A 17,229-nucleotide genomic window follows, 5' to 3' on the forward strand; every position below is an offset into this window, starting at 1 on the left:
CAATGCCCCCATCCTCCAAGGGTTTTCAGGGGCGTAGCCCCTGGCGAGCTACCGCTCGACGATGGCGACGACGCCCTGGCCGCCCGCGGCGCAGATGGAGACCAGCGCGCGGCCGCCACCCTTCTCGGCCAGCTGCTTGGCGGTCTGGGCGATGATGCGGCCGCCGGTGGCCGCGAACGGGTGACCCGCGGCGAGCGAGGAGCCGTTCACGTTCAGCTTGGCGCGGTCGATCTTGCCGAGCGCGCCGTCCAGGCCCAGGCGCTCCTTGCAGTACTGGTCCGACTCCCAGGCCTGCAGGGTGGCGAGCACCACGGAGGCGAAGGCCTCGTGGATCTCGTAGTAGTCGAAGTCCTGCAGGGTCAGGCCGTTGCGGGCCAGCATGCGCGGCACCGCGTAGGTGGGGGCCATCAGCAGGCCGTCAGGGCCGTGGATGTAGTCCACCGCGGCGACCTCGGAGTCCACCAGGTAGGCCAGCGGCGACAGGTTGCGCGAGGCCGCCCACTCCTCGGAGCCCAGCAGCACCGCGGACGCGCCGTCGGTGAGCGGGGTGGAGTTGCCGGCGGTCATGGTGGCGTCGCCCAGCTTGGTGCCGAAGACCGGCTTCAGGGTGGCCAGCTTCTCGATGGTGGAGCCCGGGCGCAGGTTGTCGTCGCGGGTCAGGCCCAGGAACGGGGTGACGAGGTCGTCCATGAAGCCGCGGTCGTAGGCGGCGGCCATGTTCTTGTGCGACAGGTAGGCCAGCTCGTCCTGCGCCTCGCGGGAGATGCCGAATTCCTTGGCGGTGATGGCGGCGTGCTCACCCATGGACAGCCCGGTGCGCGGCTCGGCATTGCGCGGGATCTCGATGCCGACCATCGAGGGCCGCAGCCGGCCGACGAGCTTCACGTAGTCGGAGTTCTTCTTGGCGCGGTTGGCGTCGAGCATCCACTCGCGCATGCCCTCGCTCACGCCGATCGGCGCGTCGGAGGTGGTGTCGGTGCCGCCGCCGACGCCGTTCTCGATGCGGCCCAGGGCGATGCCGTCGGCCACGGTGACGATGGACTGCAGGCCGGTGCCGCAGGCCAGCTGCAGGTCATGGGCCGCGGTGTAGGGCGACAGGGTGGAGCCGAGCACGCTCTCACGGATCATGCCGTGCTCGCCGACGCGCTTGAGGACCGCGCCGCCGACGACCAGGCCCAGGCGCTCGCCCTGCAGGCCGAAGCGGGCGACCAGGCCGTTCAGGGCCGCGGTGAACATGTCCTGGTTGGACGCGTGGGCGTACTTGCCGTCGGAACGAGCGAACGGGATGCGGTTACCGCCGAGGATGGCAACCGGGCGGGCCTGCTTGGTGGTCTTGGCCGCGGCCTTCGCCGAACGGGCTTTGGTGGTCACTCGAGTCTCCAGTGTCTCGTCGGTGGGATTTCCGGCACGCGCGAATCCCGGCGGATGCGCGCCACTCGGTTTACATTAAACTTACTCTGGAGTAAGTTCATTGTCGACACCGTACCCCGCACATGTGTGCAACACCGCCCGAGGCCGGTGCGCAAGGCCCGAGCGGGCGAGGACCACTCACCCACACAAGAGAAGGTAGGAAACGTGGCTGCCAGCAAGAGCAAGGGCGCTCCCAACCTGTACGGATCGTTCGTTCACTCCGCGCCGGGCGCGTTCCTGGCCTCGAAACTGGGCCTGCCGCGGCCGGAGACGCTGCGCCGCTACCAGGCCGGCGAGGCCGCGCTCCCGGGCCCGGTGCTGCTGGGCGGCAAGGGCCGCGTCGCCGACGCCGTGCGGAACCTGCTGAGCGACTACACCTTCGTCGACGCGGTCACCCCGGGCGTGAAGTTCGGCGCGCTGGTCTTCGACGCCACCGGCATCCGCACCATCGAGGAGCTGCAGCAGCTGTTCGAGTTCTTCCAGCCCGCCATGCGCAGCATCGCCGCCTCCGGCCGCGTGCTGGTCATCGGCACCACCCCCGAGCTCACCGATTCGGTCGACGCCCAGATCGCGCAGCGCGCGCTGGAGGGCTTCACCCGCTCGGTCGGCAAGGAGCTGCTGCGCGGCGCCACCAGCAACCTGGTCTACCTGCACCCCGAGGCCGCCACGGCCGCAACGGGTCTGGAGTCCACCCTGCGCTTCGTGCTGTCCGGAAAGTCGGCGTTCGTGGACGGCCAGGTCTTCCGGGTCGGCAAGGACGACTCGACCGCCCCGGCCTCCTGGGACAAGCCCCTGGAGGGCAAGGTCGCCGTGGTCACCGGCGCCGCCCGCGGCATCGGCGCCACCATCGCCGAGGTCTTCGCGCGGGACGGCGCGACCGTGATCGTGGCCGACATCCCGGCCGCCGGCGAGGCGCTGTCGGAGACCGCCAACAAGGTCGGCGCTACCGCGCTCGCCCTCGACGTCACCGCCGCCGACGCCGCCGAGAAGCTGGCCGCCTTCGCCACCGAGCGCTTCGGCGGCATCGACATCGTCGTCCACAACGCCGGCATCACCCGCGACAAGCTGCTCGCCAATATGGACGAGGGCCGCTGGAACTCGGTCATCAACGTGAACCTGGCCGCGCCGCACCGCATTACCGAGGGCCTGGTGGCGGCGGGCGCGCTCCGCGCGGGTGGCCGGGTCATCGACGTGTCCTCCATCGCGGGCATCGCCGGCAACCGCGGCCAGACCAACTACGGCGCCTCCAAGGCCGGTGTCATCGGCATGGTGAACGCCGAGGCCCCGAAGCTGGCCGAGCAGGGCATCACCATCAACGCGGTGGCCCCCGGTTTCATCGAGACCGCCATGACCGCCGCCATCCCGCTGGCCACCCGCGAGGGCGGGCGCCTGCTGTCCTCGCTGCTGCAGGGCGGTCAGACCGTGGACGTCGCCGAGACCATCGCCTACTTCGCCTCCCCGGCGTCGAACGCGGTGTCCGGCAATATCGTTCGCGTCTGCGGCCAGGCCCTGATCGGAGCATGATGACGCAGACCATCAACCTCACCGAGGTGCCCAAGAACGGCGGCCTGTTCGTCAAGGCCGCCCTGGGCGCGCTGCCGGTGCCGGGTCTGTCGGCCCGCAAGCCAACCCTGCCGGACCGCAGTGTCCGGCTCGAGGGCTTCAAGGTCGACCCGGACCACCTCGCCGCCTACTGCCGGGCCACCGGCCTGCGCTTCGGTGACGCACTGCCGCTGACCTATCCGTTCGTGCTCAGCTTCCCGCTGGCCATGCAGCTGGTCGTCGCCCGCGACTTCCCGTTCGTGGCCGTGGGCGCGGTGCACGCGGAGAACGTCATCGAGCGCAGCCGGGAGATCTCGGTGTCCGAGCCGCTGGACTTCGAGACCCACATCGAGAACCTGCGCGAGCACCCCAAGGGCCTGCTGGTGGACGCCGTCACCGAGATCAGTGTGGGCCGGGAGCTGGTGTGGCGTCAGGTCACCACCTTCCTGCACCAGCAGCGCACCTCGCTGTCGGGCGGGCCCAAGCCCGAGCCCAAGCCGGACGAGGTCCCGCCCCCGCCGCTGCGCGCGCTGCGCGTCGATCAGAAGACGATCAACCGCTACGCGGGCGCCTCGGGCGACCACAACCCGATCCACACCTCGGCGCTGGGCGCCAAGGCCTTCGGGTTCTCGAAGCCGATCGCGCACGGCATGTGGTCGGCCGCCACCGTGCTCGGCGCGCTCGAGGGCCGGATCCCCGACCAGGTCACGTACGCGGTGAAGTTCGGCAAGCCGATCTTCCTGCCGTCCACGGTGAACCTGTACGCGGACCAGGTGTCCGGTGGGTGGGACCTGTCCTTGAAACACCCGAAGAAGGGCTACCCGCACCTGACCGCTACGCTGCGCTGAAACCTCGCCGCGCGGGTAGGGTCGAAAACCCGCAGTGCGAGGGAGTGTCGAGCCTGACACCCGAAGATTCGGGCGCGGCCGCCATCCGGCGGTCCGCCCGACGGGGGTGAAGAGCCGCACACTGTTTCGAATTCGGATGTCGCCACGCAGGGGTTTCTACATCCGGCCCGAAACAGTGTGCGGCTCTTGTATTTCCGGACCGGGTCAGGCGATGGGCGAGCGCATCGGCGCACTGCTGCCGTCCACCAGCAGCGTCAGCACGTCACCGAGCCGGTCCGGCGTCAGCCCGGAATCGGGACCGGCCGCGATGTGGTGATCCGGCCGGACCAGCAGGGCCTCGCCCGCGGCCAGCCCGGCATGCGTCGCGCAGTCGGCCGCCGGCAGGGCGTGCACGGCCAGGTCGATACCGGTGGCGCGCCGTGCCTGTGCGGCGGCCGTGCGCCACGCCCCGGCCGGACCCGCGACCAGCAGGGTGAAACCCGGGCCGCACAGGTCCAGGGTGGAGGGGGTCCACCAGCCGGCGTCGACGCACCAGTGCGGGAGGCGGGTTCCCGTCCGGCTCTGCGGAGTCGCGACATGCGGGGCGGTGCCGGGCGCGGTGAGGACAGCCGTCGAGGTATAGCGGTAGCGGGTCATCACCGTCGCCGTATCCAGCCTGCGGGCCAGATCGTCGGCATTGCCGGGGGTTTCGATGCCGTAGCGGGTCCGGAAGTCGGTGCCCAGACGCGACTGCTCGACCGCCACCTCGGCGCGCGGGCGGCGCTCGGCCGCATAGGAATCCAGCAGCGCCGGACCGGCGTTCCCGTCCAGGGTGGCCGCCAGTTTCCAGACCAGATTGTGCGCGTCGGCGACGCCGGTATTGCCGCCGTAGCCGCCCCAGGGCGCGTGGCGGTGCGCCGCATCGCCGACCAGGAAGATTCGATCGCGGCGGTACTCGTCGGCCACGAAAGTGCCGGTGTCCCAGGCGCTGCGGGCCAGGATCCGCACGTCGAGATCGGGCGCGCCGACCATGGCGCGAATGGCCCCGACACAGCGCGCATCCGGCCAGTCGGCGGGCGATTCGGTGGCCGGGTCGTATTCGATGTGGAAGGACCATTCGTCGGTGTTGTTCTTGGACAACACAAGTCCGCGCACCGCCGGGCCGGTGATCTCGCACTGGCTGAAGGCGCGGCCGTCGAGCAGGCCGGTGAGGTCGGTGCGGGCGAACACATTCAGATAGTGGTGGGTCGGCGGCAGCTCCCGGCCGGTGATGCCCAGCGCCCGGCGGATCGGACTCCCCGCACCGTCCGCCGCGATCAGGTAGTCGGCCCGCAGCAGCGACCGCGCACCCGAGGCGTCCCGCAGCAGCGCGCTGACACCCGTCCCGTCCTGCTCGAATTCCACCAGCTCCGTACCGAATCGGAGGTCGCCGCCGCGCTCCCGGGCGGCCTGCGCGAGCACCGGTTCGAGCTCCACCTGCGGCAGGAACACGAACGCGACGGACTCGGATCCGCGGCCGCCATGGCCGCCCCCAGCCCCGACAGATCCAGCGACTCCGCGGTCCGCACCGACTCGCCGGTCCACGCCCCGCCGAACTTGCCCGCCCGCAACGCGCTCGCTGCCGCCTCCAGGATCTGCGCCTCGACCCCGGCCTGCCGGTACATCTCACCGGTGCGGGTGTGCAGCCCCCGGGAACGCGGCAGTGGCGAGGCGGTCGCTCGCCGCTCCACCAGAACGTAAGGGACGCCGTGGTATTCGAGGAACAGTGCGGCGGACAATCCGACCAGACCGCCGCCGGCCACCAGGACCGGAACATGTGCCGTTGTCATGTCCCCAGCGTGGGCACGACCGCTTGCACGCCCCTTGCGCGGCGATCACACGACGCAACAGGGGCGGCCGTGCCGGTCTCGGCTCGCGGCGTTCAGCAACTGCAATCGCATCCGCAGCAGTCACAGTCGCAGCAGTCGCCGTCGCAGCAATCGCAATCACACCCGCCGCAATTGCAGTCGCAGCAGCCGTGGCCGTCGCAGCAGCCGCCACCGCCGCCCGCGGCGTGGTGATGGCCGCCGCCGCAGTTGCAGTTGCCACAGCAATCGCAGCAGTCGCAGTCGCAGCGATCGATCCACGGCGCCTTGCGATCCCCGCTGCACGGACGGGTGTGCCACTTGAAACACGCGTAGCCGGTGCAGTACTGGGTGCCGATGATCCCCAGCCCCTCGAGCAGGTTCGGCCGCTGCATCGGCGGTCCTCCCGGCTGCCAGGGCTGCTCACCACGCGGTGCCGCCTCGGACGCCGTCGCGGAGTGGGTGCGACAGGTGTCGGTGGTGCAGGTGTGCGCGATGCCCGCGGCCCGGCCCAGCTTGCGGACCACGCCTCCCAGCGGGTCGAGCAGGATCCAGCGGACCGTGGCGGCGCGGTCCAGGGCGACGCGGGCGAGGGCCGCGCGCAGGAGTGAATTCGATTCGGCGACAAGGGCGTGCGCCTGTTCCGCAGTGGTTCCGGTGGCCGACAGCGGATTGAAGTGGCCCTGGGCGTTGTCCGCGTCGAGGTCTTCGAGCGCGTCGGCCAGATGCGCGATACGGCCGAAATGCCATCCCGCCTGACGCAGGGCGTCGGCGTTCTCGGGCCGGTTCGCGAGAATCGCGGTGTGCGCGAACAATTCCGCCGCGCAGAGCTGGGTCGGCGCGGTCAGCTCGGCGAGGGTGCTCTCGGGTGAATTCTCCAGCCGCAGCTGCGATTCGATCGCGGCGATCAGTGGTTCGACGTCGAGGCCGAGGGGCTCGGCGGCGGCGCGCGCCCGGGTATGCCACCGCGTGGAGACGCGGGTGAGTGGGCGGCGCGCCAGGCGGTGGGCATCGCCGTCGTCGACATGGTCGCGAATCTTGGCCGCGCCCAGCAGCAGTGAGGCGGTCGCTGCGAGGCGCACGCCGGGCGCGCCGGCGGCGACCACCTCGGCGCGGCGCATGCCGCGCAACGGGCAGGGGCCCGCGCCGGTGCGGGCGGACGGCTCGGATTGCTGTGCCTCGGTGAGTATTTCGAGGACGATGGCATCGGTATTCGTCGCCGCGCGGGCGAGCTGGCCGTGGCCGTCACGCAAACCCAGGCAGAGACCACACAGGTGGGTCTGCCAGGCCGACGGGTCGATACCGTGCCGCACCGCACTGTGCGCACACGGCTTCAGCAAGCCGAACAACGACGATCCCCATCCCCGGCCGAAGCGGCCGTCCGGCAACACGATCGCAGCGAACTGTGGCAGGCGAGGGGCGTGGCGGCAAGTCGGCCGGGCGACGGACGGCCCGGGCGCCGGGTCAGACCGGTTCGGTCTTCTTCTTGCTGCCGGACAGACCGCGCCAGGCCAGATCGTCGAGCAGGTTCACGGCCTCGGCCATATCGATCTGCCCGCTGGCGACCCGGTCGGCGATGGCCTCGCCCGCGCCGATCACGGCCACCGACACCACCTCGAAATTGGTGCCCGGTTCGGCGTACTTGGCGCTGGATTCGAGCAGCTTGGCGGTGAGTTCGATGACCCGGTCGCGGCTGTTGGCGATCTCGGAGGCGAAGGGCTGCTGGCCCAGCGCCTGCCGGTAGAGGACCTGCCAGGACAGCCGGTTCTGGTCCACGTAGGACAGGAAGGCCTCCAGGCCCGCGCGCAGCTGCTCGTGCGGGGTGAGCTTGGGGTTGCCCGCGACCGCGACCGCCTCGATGAACCGCATGCTCTCGCGGTGGATGCAGGCGCGGAAGAGCTCGTCCTTGGATCCGTAGTAGAGGTACAGCATCGGCTTGGAGATCTTCGCCTCGGCGGCGATGGCGTCCATGGAGGTGTCGTGGTACCCCTTGCGTGAGAAGACCTCCACGGCGGCGTCGAGCATCTGCTGCTCGCGCACCGCGCGAGGAAGCCGTTTCGTTCCGCCTGCCATTCACTCTCCTAAGACCGGACAGTCGACACTCCCGAGGAGCGTCGAAGTCCTTATCTTACTCCATGGTAAGTTCCATGAGCGTGAATTGCCGGTCATCGCCAATGCCTCGCTCAACAGCGCTTTCGCGCCGCGGCGGGCCGATCCGCGAGATGTTCTCGAAACCGGAAGTTTGCTCAGCAGTGCGGCGCGGAGCCCTTGAACTTTGCCATGCGCAGCACCGAGGCATCCACCTGGGCTCCCGGTAAGCGGCCGCTGCTGACCGCGTCGACGAGCCGGTCGAGCACCTTCGGCACCGCGTCCGTGGTGATCCACAGCGCATTGTCGGCGCCTGCGATCAGGGCGGCCTCCACCGCGTCCTCGATGCTCATGCGATTGGCGATGGCCGCCATGCCGCCCAGATCGTCGGTGAAGATGACGCCGTCGAAGGGTGCTGCGCCGTAGCCGGTGCCCTGCCGCAGCAGTGCCATGGCCTGCGGGCTGATACTGGCCGGCACATTCGGGGTGGTGAGTCCGGGCACATCCAGATGGCCGACCATGACCGCCGCACCCGAATCGACCAGCTGCCGGAACGGCACCAGGTCCTTGTTCTGCAGCTGATCCAGTGGCGGGGTCTGCACCGCGCCGGTGTGCGAGTCGCCCGAGCCCGAACCATGGCCTGGGAAGTGCTTCATGACGCTGCCCACCCCGGCGTCCTTGAAAGCCCGGATGAACGCACCCGCGTACTGCACCACCACGTCCGGGTCGTCGGAGAAGGAGCGGTCGCCGATCACCGAATCGTCGGGCTGGCTGCTGACGTCGGCGTCGGGCGCGAAGTCCACGGTCACGCCCAGCGCCTTCAGCTTCTGCGCCCGGTCCAGGCTGAAGGTGTAGAACTCGTCCGGGCTCATGGTCTGCGCGATCACCCGGGACGAGGGCGCGGCCCCGATCAGGTCCTTGGCGCGCGAGACCCGCCCGCCCTCCTCGTCGATGGTCACCATGAGCGGTGTCCGCGAGGCCTTCTGGACCGCGTCCACCTGGTGCTGGGCCAGCATGGCCTTGTCGGTCCAGCTGCCGATGAAGATGCCGCCGATCTGCTCGGTCTTCACCACGTTCTCGGCATCGGCCTCGCCGGTGACGCCGACGGTGAGCAGCTGCGCCAGCTTCTGCCGCAGGGTGAACTGCGACAGGTAGCCGGCCGCGCAATCCTGCTGCGCCGGAGTCGTCGGCGGCGGTGCGGCAATGGTGGTGCTGCTCGGGGATCCGCTGCTGGTCTGCGCGGATCGGCTGGACGAGTTGTCGCTGCTGGAACAGCCGGACAGCACGAGTGCGGTCACCGCGACGACGATTCCCGGTACAAGGCGCATGCCCCGACCGTAGCCGGAGTTCTTCGATCTCCCGCCATCGACACCGCGTGCGCCACCACGCATGGCGCATTCACCCCTGCGGCAGCTCATGGTGACCACCGAAGGCCTGGCGCATGGCAGAAAGCACCTTGTCGGCGTAGAGCCCCTCGCCGCGGGAGGAAAAGCGCTGGAACAGGGCCGCGGACAGGACGGGGGCGGGCACGCCCTCGTCGATGGCGGCATCGAGGGTCCAGCGACCCTCGCCCGAATCGGAGACGCGGCCGCCGAAGGAATCGAGGTTCGGGTCGGCGTAGAGCTCGGCGGCGGTGAGGTCGAGCAGCCAGGAGGCGACCACCGAACCGCGCCGCCACACCTCGGTGACCTCGGGCACGTCGATCTCGTAGCGGTAGTACTCGGGGTGTTCGAGCGGGGTGACCTCCGCGGAGTGCTCGGCGTCCTGGTGCTCGCCGGCATCGGCCCGGTGGAGGATGTTGAGGCCTTCCGCGTACGCGGCCATCGCGCCGTACTCGATCCCGTTGTGCACCATCTTCACGAAGTGCCCCGCACCCGCGGGGCCGCAGTGCAGGTAGCCCTGTTCGGCGGTGGAGGGCGTACCGGTGCGGCCGGGGGTGCGCGGCGCGGCGTCCACGCCGGGCGCGATCGACCTCAGCAGCGGGTCCAGATGGGCGACGGTGTCGTTCTCCCCGCCGATCATCAGGCAGAAGCCGCGCTCGAGCCCGAACACGCCGCCCGAGGTGCCGATGTCCACATAGTGGATGCCCTTGGGCCGCAGGGCCTTCGCCCGCGCGATGTCCTCGTGGTAGCGGCTGTTGCCGCCGTCGATGATGATGTCGCCGGGTTCCAGCAGCCCGGCCAGCGTGTCGATGACCGCGCCGGTGGCGCCCGCCGGGATCATCACCCACACCACGCGCGGGGCGGTCAGCATGGCCACGAATTTGGGGAGTTCGGTGCTGCCCTGGAAACTGTCGCCGAGTTCGGCGGAGAGTTCCTCGATGTGCTCCGGGTGGCGTTCGTAGCCGACGGCGGTATGCCCGTCCCGCACGATCCGGCGCACGATATTCGCGCCCATCCGGCCGAGTCCGATCATTCCGAGCTCCATGAGTGGTCTCCTCGCGTCGTACGGTTCCGATCCGTCTCGATTGTCCCCCCAGCGGTGGGCCGCGAGATTTTTTCCATTCGAGCGGAACGCGTGTGTAACGCCCTGGAATGGGTGTCGATAGAAGGGATGGCTCCGTGCTGTTGCCAGACCCCCGACCCGGCAACCGCACGGAGCTCTATTTTTGCCCCGATTATCGTTGCAGAAAATTTGCTGACAGTTGATTGGGATGGTTGTCAGCGATGGAGTTCCTGGCATTCGCCGACTTCTGAACTTGAAAACTGCCCACCGTTCCGAGATCGCCGCCAGTGTGCTGCTGGCCGCGGCAGGGATCGAATACCTCATCGACCGAGCAGCCGTGAGGTTCATGCCCGGGAAGCTCGGGGCAACCGTTCGGCATCGGTTGTGGATAGCGTTCTGAGGCATTCATTTTTCAGTACGACAGACGGGTACCTCATGGACTGGCTGGCTTATTTCATCCTCGGCTTCATCAGCACCATCTCCGCCTTCGCCTCGGGTGAGCACTGGTAGGCCGCCTCCGAAACGCCGAAAGCGATGCGGCCCGGAAGAATCCGGGCCGCATCGCTTGGTACTGAGGGTTCGGGGGCACAGCCCCCGGGACCCTGCGTCAGAAGGCCGCTTCGTCCAGCTCCATGATGTCGTTGTCCAGGTTGGACAGGACGGTGCGGATCGAGGTCAGCTCCGGCAGCACATTGCGGGCGAAGAACTGCGCGGTGGCGATTTTGCCCTGGTAGAACGGCTCGTTGGAGCCGTTGTCGAGGGCGTTGATGGCGACCTCGGCCTGGGCCAGCAGCAGCCAGCCGATGATCAGGTCGCCGACGGCCAGCAGGAAGCGGACCGAGCCCAGGCCGACCTTGTAGAGCTCCTTCGGGTCCTGCTGGGCGCCCATCAGGTGCCCGGTCAGGGTGGCGGCCATGCCCTGCACGTCCTCGAGGGCGGTGGCCAGCAGCTTGCGCTCGGCCTTCAGGCGGCCGTTGCCACCCTCACGCTCGATGAACTTCTGCACCTGACCGGCCATGTGGGCCAGCGCCACGCCGCGGTCGCGGGCGATCTTGCGGAAGAAGAAGTCCTGCGCCTGGATCGCGGTGGTGCCCTCGTACAGCGAGTCGATCTTGGCGTCGCGGATGTACTGCTCGATCGGGTAGTCCTGCAGGAAGCCGGAGCCACCGAAGGTCTGCAGCGAGTCGGTCAGGTACTGGTAGGCCCGCTCGGAGCCGACACCCTTGACGATCGGCAGCAGCAGGTCGTTGACGCGGAACGCGGTGTCCTTGTCGGCGCCCGAGACCAGCTCGGCGATATCGGCGTTCTGGTGCGCGGCGGTGTACAGGTACACGGCGCGCAGGCCCTCGGCGTAGGCCTTCTGCATGGCCAGCGAACGACGCACATCCGGGTGGTGGGTGATGGTGACGCGCGGCGCGCTCTTGTCGGTCATCTGGGTCAGGTCGGCGCCCTGCACACGGGTCTTGGCGTACTCGAGCGCGTTCAGGTAACCGGTCGACAGGGTGGCGATGGCCTTGGTGCCCACCATCATTCGCGCGTTCTCGATGACGTCGAACATCTGCGCGATGCCGTTGTGGACCTCGCCCACCAGCCAGCCCTTGGCCGGAACGCCGTGGCCGCCGAAGGTGACCTCACAGGTGGCCGAGACCTTGATGCCCATCTTGTGCTCGACATTGGTGACGAACACGCCGTTGCGCTCACCCAGGGTGTCGGTGTCGAAGTCGAAGTGGAACTTCGGCACGTAGAACAGCGACAGGCCCTTGGTGCCCGGGCCGGCGCCCTCGGGGCGGGCCAGCACCAGGTGCATGATGTTCTCGAACAGGTCGTCGGAGTCGCCCGAGGTGATGAAGCGCTTGACGCCCTCGATGTGCCAGGAGCCGTCCTCCTGCTGGATCGCCTTGGTGCGGCCGGCGCCGACGTCGGAGCCCGCGTCGGGCTCGGTCAGCACCATGGTGGCGCCCCAGTTGCGGTCGGCGATCTTCTGAGCCCACTTCTTCTGCTCATCGGTGCCGTTGTTGTAGAAGACCTGCGCGAAACCCGCACCGGCGGCGTACATCTGGGCCGGCGGGTTGGCGCCGAGAATCATCTCGCTCAGGGCCCAGCCCACGACGGACGGGGCGCCGAGGCCGCCGAGCTCCTCGCGGACCGGAACCTTGGACCAGCCGGCGTCCTCGAGGGCGCGGTAGGACTTCTTGAAGGAGTCGGGGAGGGTGACCGTGTGGGTCTCCGGGTCGAAGGTCGGCGGGTTGCGGTCGCCGTCGACGAACGAATCCGCCAGCGGGCCCTCGGCCAGACGACGGACCTCGTTCAGCATCTCCTTGACGGTGTCGGCGTCGAGGTCGCCGTAGGCGCCCGCGTCGAGCAGCTTCTGGATGCCGAGGAACTCGAAGAGGTTGAACTCGAGGTCGCGAACGTTGCTCTTGTAGTGACCCATGGTCGTACTCACTCTCCATTGAGATGGGTGCGGTTCGGTGTGTGCCGTTCCCGCCCGTTAGGTCTCCACCGGGTAGACACCGTAAAGCAGCGCTACTGGCGGGTAACTTATGCGCCATGTTACCGACCGGTAAGAGGTGCGCCAAGGTCATCACGGCCGAATGTGACTGAAAGCACGCGAGTTGCCGGGACCCGGGCTTGCCGGGCTCGTCGCGGCCTGGTCGATCGAGGTCCGGCGGCGGCGGTGCGGTCCGCCGGTGTGCCGCGCGAGCCCGGTCCGTGCCCCTGATTACGGTGCCTACATGCGCATCGAGACGAGTGCCGGACCGGCGGAGGTGGAGATCGAGCGGCGCGGGCGGGCGAAGCCGCGGTTCCTGCTCGTGCTCACCCATGGCGCCGGTGGCGGCGTCGAGGCGAAAGACATACTGGCCCTGCGGGATTCGGCGGTGGAAAAGGGCGGCGCGGTGGCGCTGGTGACCCAGCCGTACCGGGTGGCCGGGCGGCGCGCGCCGGGCAAGGCCGACGTGCAGGACGCGGCATGGCTGGAAATCATTGCGGCACTGCGGAAGAAGGTGCGCGGGGTGCCGCTGGTCCAGGGCGGGCGCAGCAATGGCGCGCGGGTGGCGTGCCGGACCGCGCGGGCGGCCGGAGCACGGGGCGTGGTCGCGCTGTCGTTCCCGCTGCATCCGCCGGGCAAGCCCGAGAAGTCGCGGCGCGAGGAGCTGCTCGCTCCCGGGGATATCGAGGTCGTCGTGGTCAACGGCGCCCGCGACCCGTTCGGCATTCCGGAGGCGGCCGACGCGACCGAGGTGCATGTCATTGCGGGACAGGCACATTCGTATCGGGCGGGGTTCGAGGAGATCGTCGCCGTGCTCACGCCGTGGCTTGAGCGCTGGTCCGCGAGCTGAACGCCGCCCCGCGCCTGCCCGACCGGGCCTGCAGCGCACCGGAATTGCCGTCCGCAGCTGGCGCGGGGTGCCGTCAGGAGAGGTCGAGCGACGGCGGCCGCGCGGCCTCGAGTGCGAGCGGCTCTTCCCGGGGTTCCGGCGCGAGCCTCGTCGCCACCACCAGGGCGTCGATGGCGTCACGGTCCTCGGTGGGGCGGTGCACGCGGTCGGCGATGCGGATGCGGATATCGGGCTCGGCGGGGGACAGGTCGGCGAGGATGTCGGCCGGGGTGAAGGTCCGGGCCGGATCCTGCTCGCCGCCATAGCCTTCCGCCAGGTTCAGGGTGTCATTGCCGATCACCAGCAGGGTGCCCTCGGGGGAGAGCATCTCGGTCGCGCGCAGCAGCAGGGCGCGGCGGTCCGCGGCGGGCAGGTGCAGGAAGGCGAGCAGGATGAGCTCGTAGGGTCCGGTGATGCCGGCGGCGTCCAGCTGCATGACATCGGCGTGGATCCAGTGGATGCGCCCGCGCACCGAGCGCGACAGCCGCGAGGCGACGGTCCGGCCCTTGTCGATGCCGGTCTGGGAGAAGTCGACGGCATCCACCCGCCAGCCGTGGGTGGCCAGCCACAGCGCGTTCCGGCCCTCACCGCACCCCAGGTCCAGCACCCGCGGCAGGTCCGGCCGCGGCTCGCCGATCCCGCCGCCGACCGGAGCCCGCCGCTCCAGCCCGAAGACCTGTTCGACCACCGTGGCATTCGGAGGTGCGCCCCACACCAATTCGGTATTGGCGTAGTGCTCGTCCCATTCGGCGGCATCCATGGGGACGAGTCTATGAGCTGTGCGCCGAGACGAGTTCGGCCGCGAACGCGGAGGCGTTCGCGGCCGAGTGTCGCATCTGGGTTTCCCCGGGAATTGGGTTTTCTACAGCGTGGTGTGCATCAGCAGCACGTTGTACTGGCTGTGGACCGTGGTGAGGAAGTACAGGTCACGCCCGGTCTGGTACGGGAAGATGTACGGCGCGTACGCCGTCGGCAGTTCCCGCGTGTCGATGAGCACCGACGGTGCGCTCCAAGGGCCTTCGGGACTCGGCGAGGTGTACATGACCACCGAGTTCCACGGATCCGTGGTGAGCATGACGTACTGGCCCAGGTAGTCGTTCCACTGCACCGACATCTCCGCCACGCCACCGCCGATCACCGGCTGCGCCGCATTGACGTCCTTCTGCCACTTGCCGCCGTCCCAGTACTCGTACGCGCCCATATCGGTGACCGCCCCTTCGGGGACGCGGGCGACGTATGCCGGGTGGTTGCGGCCGGATGCGGTGCCGAACTCGTAGAGGAACCCGTCGCGCTTGGCGAAGGCGTTCATCTGGAAATTCGCATTGCCGCCGTCGTCGGGGCGGCGGGTGGCGGGCAGCTCCACCCAGTTCTCGCCGTTGTCGCCGGACACCGCGAGACTGGAGTAGTTGGTGGTCCACTCGCCCACGTCGTCCCAGCTCTTCACCGACATCAGGCTCATGAACTGGGTGCCGCCGACCGAGATGCCCGCTGTGGGGATGCGGCTGATCTCGATGAACGGGATCTTCGGGCTGGGGATCAGATCCCTTGCCTGGCCGAAGATATCGCGCACCACCGAGTCGAAGTAGATGCCGTTCGCAGGGTCCTGGGTGTGTGAGCGCAGCAGGATGTTCGAACGCCACGCCCAGGTGCTACCGACCAGCAGATTCGGCAGACCCAGGCCGGCGGTGTCACCGAATGCGGTGAGCATCTCGCCGTTCCCGTCGTCCCACATGATGCCCAGGTCGGTCCCGAGCACGTTGTAGGTCTGGGTGTTGTTGGGGCTGGCCATTCCGGTGACCTGGAAGACCGCCTTGGTGCGGCCCGGCAGCTGCGGCAAACCGTTCGAGCCGTTCAGCACCGGAATCGGGTTGATTGCATTCGGATTGGCTGCAGCCGGCATGGTCACGGTAAGGAGCAAGGCCGTGGCACCTGCTATCGCGGAAAGCAGCAGCGGGGCGGTCTTGGTCAATGCGGTGCTTCCTCCGGGTCTCGCCGAATAATGCGCGGACCACACCGTATGTGACGGGCCGCACAATGCGTTCGACTCGTTGGCAAAGTGTGAAAATGCTAACAGCCATACCCGAAATTCGGGGCTTGCAAACCGAGTTATTTGCCGTGAATTGGCTTACTTTCCATTCCTACCATGGTCGAGCGCCTGCTTCAGGATGAGCGGCAGCTGCGTGGCGCGTTCGACGGCCAGGGTCCGGCGCACCGACGCGTGCCAGGAGCGGTCGAACAGTTTCTTGGCGCTGGCCACCGCCTGCGGGGAGCGGGCGGCGATGCGGTCGGCCAGTTTCTCGGCGGCCGCGCGCGGGTCGGCGGTGACCTCGGTGACCAGGCCGATGCGCTCGGCGTAGGCGGCGTCCACCGGGTCGGCGGTCATGGTGAGCAGCAGCGCCTGGTCGAGGCCGATGAGCCGGGACAGGGTGGCCGCGCCGGTCATGTCCGGGATCAGCCCGTGCTTGGCCTCCATGACCGCGAACTCCGAATCCGGTGTGACGAACCGGAAATCGGCGGCCAGCGCGATCTGCAGTCCGCCGCCGTAGCAGCGCCCGTGCACCACGGCGATCACCGGCTGCGGGAGTCGCCGCCAGGCCCAGCAGGCCTCCTGGAAGGTATTGGTGCCGCGCCAGGGCAGTGGCACGAAGTTACGCACCACGTCCAGCGGGTTGCCCATGGCCTTGGCGATATCCAGGCCGGAGCTGAAGCTGGGTCCGTTGCCGGACAGGATGACGGCGCGAATGTCGGAGCGCTTCCCGATGATCCCGGCGACCCGGACCAGCTCGTTCAGCATGTCGATGGTCAGGCCGTTGTGCTTGTCCGGCCGGTCCAGGGCCACGTACGCCCGGTCGCCGTCGAAGGTGAGGGAAACGTTGTGGCTCACGGTCTTTCCTTATCCGAGCTGGTCCAGGAGCAGGCGCGCGCAGCCGGCCGGATCGTCGAAGAAGGGCGTATGGCCGCTGCCGTGCAGGGTGACGTGCCGCGCGCCGGGCAGTTCCGCGCGGGCGCGCCGGGACTGCGTGGCGTACGTGAGCAGAATGTCACGGTTGCCCCAGGCGATGGTGATCGGGATGTCGCCGAGGGCGGTGTGGTCGGGGAACCGGAAGTCGGTGAAGGAGGCCAGCGCGGCATCGAAGCCCGCCGCGCCGAGCAGGCCCTCGACGGTGTCCACGGCCACCTGGGCGTCGATCGCCCAGGGCTTGCCGAACACCAGCCCGAGGACAGTGGAACGGCCGACGACGCTTCCGAGCACCGCGGGCACGGCCGGGTGCAGCACCCTGGAGAGCTGTTTGGCGCGGCCCAGCGCCTGCTGGCACCAGACGCGGCCCGCGGTGTCCCAGAACGCGATGGGGGAGTAGGCGGTGACCGAGCGCGCCAGGCCCCGCGCGGCCAGGTCCAGCACGATGCCGCCGCCCATGGAATTGCCTGCCAGATGCGGATTCTCGATGCCCTCGGCGGCGAGGAAGTCGGCCAGGGCGTCGGCGAGGGTGGAGACGGTGGTGTGCTCGATCGGTGCGCTGTCGCCGAATCCGGGCAGGTCCACCGCGATCACGTCGAAGGATTCGGCCAGGGCGCCGATGATCGGCTCCCACACCTGCCAGCGGCTGCCGACGCCATGCACGAGCACGAGGGGGTCGCCGCTGCCGGTCCGGTAATGGTTCAACTTCGTCATGCGCGACTCTCCCCTGTCCT

14 protein-coding genes and 1 pseudogene are annotated in these 17,229 nt (G+C 69.0%); 3 read left to right on the top strand and 12 right to left on the bottom strand.

The genetic code is table 11. From position 1 onward, the window contains the following. Positions 1-48: 48 nt before the first annotated feature. Entirely contained in the window at positions 49-1,371 is a 1,323-nt protein-coding gene (locus tag AB0L60_RS09160) for an acetyl-CoA C-acetyltransferase (RefSeq protein ID WP_364609612.1), read from the bottom strand. A 204-nt stretch (positions 1,372-1,575) separates the two neighbouring features. On the opposite strand from AB0L60_RS09160, the gene AB0L60_RS09165 reads away from it, so the two are divergent. Next, complete coding sequence (locus tag AB0L60_RS09165) at positions 1,576-2,934, top strand: 3-oxoacyl-ACP reductase (protein WP_364609616.1); 1,359 nt, start codon at positions 1,576-1,578, stop codon at positions 2,932-2,934. Beyond that, positions 2,931-3,800, top strand: a complete 870-nt coding sequence (locus AB0L60_RS09170; protein WP_364609619.1) for a MaoC/PaaZ C-terminal domain-containing protein — start codon at positions 2,931-2,933, stop codon at positions 3,798-3,800. Before AB0L60_RS09165 ends, AB0L60_RS09170 begins: the two co-directional genes overlap by 4 nt. 204 nt (positions 3,801-4,004) lie before the next feature. Here the strand turns inward: AB0L60_RS09170 and AB0L60_RS09175 are convergent, their stop codons facing one another. The 7 genes and pseudogenes from AB0L60_RS09175 to AB0L60_RS09205 form a co-directional block, all read right to left on the bottom strand. Next, positions 4,005-5,270: an FAD-dependent monooxygenase gene (locus tag AB0L60_RS09175; protein ID WP_364609622.1), complete on the bottom strand. Its 1,266-nt coding sequence runs from the start codon at positions 5,268-5,270 to the stop codon at positions 4,005-4,007. A gap of 152 nt (positions 5,271-5,422) precedes the next feature. Continuing rightward, positions 5,423-5,608 (bottom strand): annotated as a pseudogene (locus tag AB0L60_RS09180) (FAD-dependent monooxygenase); the annotation flags it as partial. 92 nt (positions 5,609-5,700) lie between these two features. Further along, entirely contained in the window at positions 5,701-6,972 is a 1,272-nt protein-coding gene (locus tag AB0L60_RS09185; RefSeq protein ID WP_364609625.1) for a DUF5685 family protein, read from the bottom strand. Positions 6,973-7,087: 115 nt separating this feature from the next. After that, the gene (locus tag AB0L60_RS09190; RefSeq protein WP_356995924.1) at positions 7,088-7,696 is read right to left on the bottom strand and encodes a TetR/AcrR family transcriptional regulator; all 609 of its coding nucleotides are present in this window, start codon (positions 7,694-7,696) and stop codon (positions 7,088-7,090) included. A gap of 173 nt (positions 7,697-7,869) precedes the next feature. Next, positions 7,870-9,039: a glycoside hydrolase family 3 N-terminal domain-containing protein gene (locus AB0L60_RS09195; protein ID WP_364609630.1), complete on the bottom strand. Its 1,170-nt coding sequence runs from the start codon at positions 9,037-9,039 to the stop codon at positions 7,870-7,872. 70 nt (positions 9,040-9,109) lie between these two features. Then, on the bottom strand, positions 9,110-10,138 hold the full coding sequence (gene gnd, locus AB0L60_RS09200) for a phosphogluconate dehydrogenase (NAD(+)-dependent, decarboxylating) (protein ID WP_364609633.1): 1,029 nt from the start codon (positions 10,136-10,138) through the stop codon (positions 9,110-9,112). 625 nt (positions 10,139-10,763) lie between these two features. After that, positions 10,764-12,590 carry an acyl-CoA dehydrogenase gene (locus AB0L60_RS09205; protein ID WP_364609786.1) on the bottom strand — a complete coding sequence of 609 codons (1,827 nt, stop codon included), beginning with the start codon at positions 12,588-12,590 and terminating at the stop codon, positions 10,764-10,766. Positions 12,591-12,891: 301 nt separating this feature from the next. Here AB0L60_RS09205 and AB0L60_RS09210 point away from each other — a divergent pair, with 301 nt between their 5' ends. Beyond that, positions 12,892-13,497, top strand: a complete 606-nt coding sequence (locus tag AB0L60_RS09210) for an alpha/beta family hydrolase (RefSeq protein WP_364609636.1) — start codon at positions 12,892-12,894, stop codon at positions 13,495-13,497. Positions 13,498-13,570: 73 nt separating this feature from the next. Here the strand turns inward: AB0L60_RS09210 and AB0L60_RS09215 are convergent, their stop codons facing one another. The 4 genes from AB0L60_RS09215 to AB0L60_RS09230 form a co-directional block, all read right to left on the bottom strand. Further along, the gene (locus AB0L60_RS09215; protein ID WP_364609639.1) at positions 13,571-14,296 is read right to left on the bottom strand and encodes a class I SAM-dependent methyltransferase; all 726 of its coding nucleotides are present in this window, start codon (positions 14,294-14,296) and stop codon (positions 13,571-13,573) included. A gap of 102 nt (positions 14,297-14,398) precedes the next feature. Further along, complete coding sequence (locus AB0L60_RS09220; protein WP_364609642.1) at positions 14,399-15,505, bottom strand: DUF4185 domain-containing protein; 1,107 nt, start codon at positions 15,503-15,505, stop codon at positions 14,399-14,401. Positions 15,506-15,661: 156 nt separating this feature from the next. Further along, entirely contained in the window at positions 15,662-16,420 is a 759-nt protein-coding gene (locus AB0L60_RS09225; RefSeq protein ID WP_364609645.1) for a crotonase/enoyl-CoA hydratase family protein, read from the bottom strand. 9 nt (positions 16,421-16,429) lie between these two features. Beyond that, positions 16,430-17,209, bottom strand: coding sequence for an alpha/beta hydrolase (locus tag AB0L60_RS09230; protein WP_364609648.1), 780 nt, complete (start codon positions 17,207-17,209; stop codon positions 16,430-16,432). Positions 17,210-17,229: the final 20 nt, after the last annotated feature.

This window comes from Nocardia sp. NPDC051981, assembly GCF_040680715.1.
In the GTDB taxonomy this organism is placed as follows: domain Bacteria; phylum Actinomycetota; class Actinomycetes; order Mycobacteriales; family Mycobacteriaceae; genus Nocardia.

Bases quoted from the DNA above. Each gene is read 5' to 3' on its own strand.
- AB0L60_RS09190 (WP_356995924.1), bottom strand. From the start codon at position 7,696: ATGGCAGGCGGAACGAAACGGCTTCCTCGCGCGGTGCGCGAGCAGCAG.
- AB0L60_RS09170 (WP_364609619.1), top strand. From the start codon at position 2,931: ATGATGACGCAGACCATCAACCTCACCGAGGTGCCCAAGAACGGCGGC.
- AB0L60_RS09230 (WP_364609648.1), bottom strand. From the start codon at position 17,209: ATGACGAAGTTGAACCATTACCGGACCGGCAGCGGCGACCCCCTCGTG.
- AB0L60_RS09195 (WP_364609630.1), bottom strand. From the start codon at position 9,039: ATGCGCCTTGTACCGGGAATCGTCGTCGCGGTGACCGCACTCGTGCTG.
- AB0L60_RS09215 (WP_364609639.1), bottom strand. From the start codon at position 14,296: ATGGATGCCGCCGAATGGGACGAGCACTACGCCAATACCGAATTGGTG.
- AB0L60_RS09205 (WP_364609786.1), bottom strand. From the start codon at position 12,590: ATGGGTCACTACAAGAGCAACGTTCGCGACCTCGAGTTCAACCTCTTC.
- gnd (WP_364609633.1), bottom strand. From the start codon at position 10,138: ATGGAGCTCGGAATGATCGGACTCGGCCGGATGGGCGCGAATATCGTG.
- AB0L60_RS09210 (WP_364609636.1), top strand. From the start codon at position 12,892: ATGCGCATCGAGACGAGTGCCGGACCGGCGGAGGTGGAGATCGAGCGG.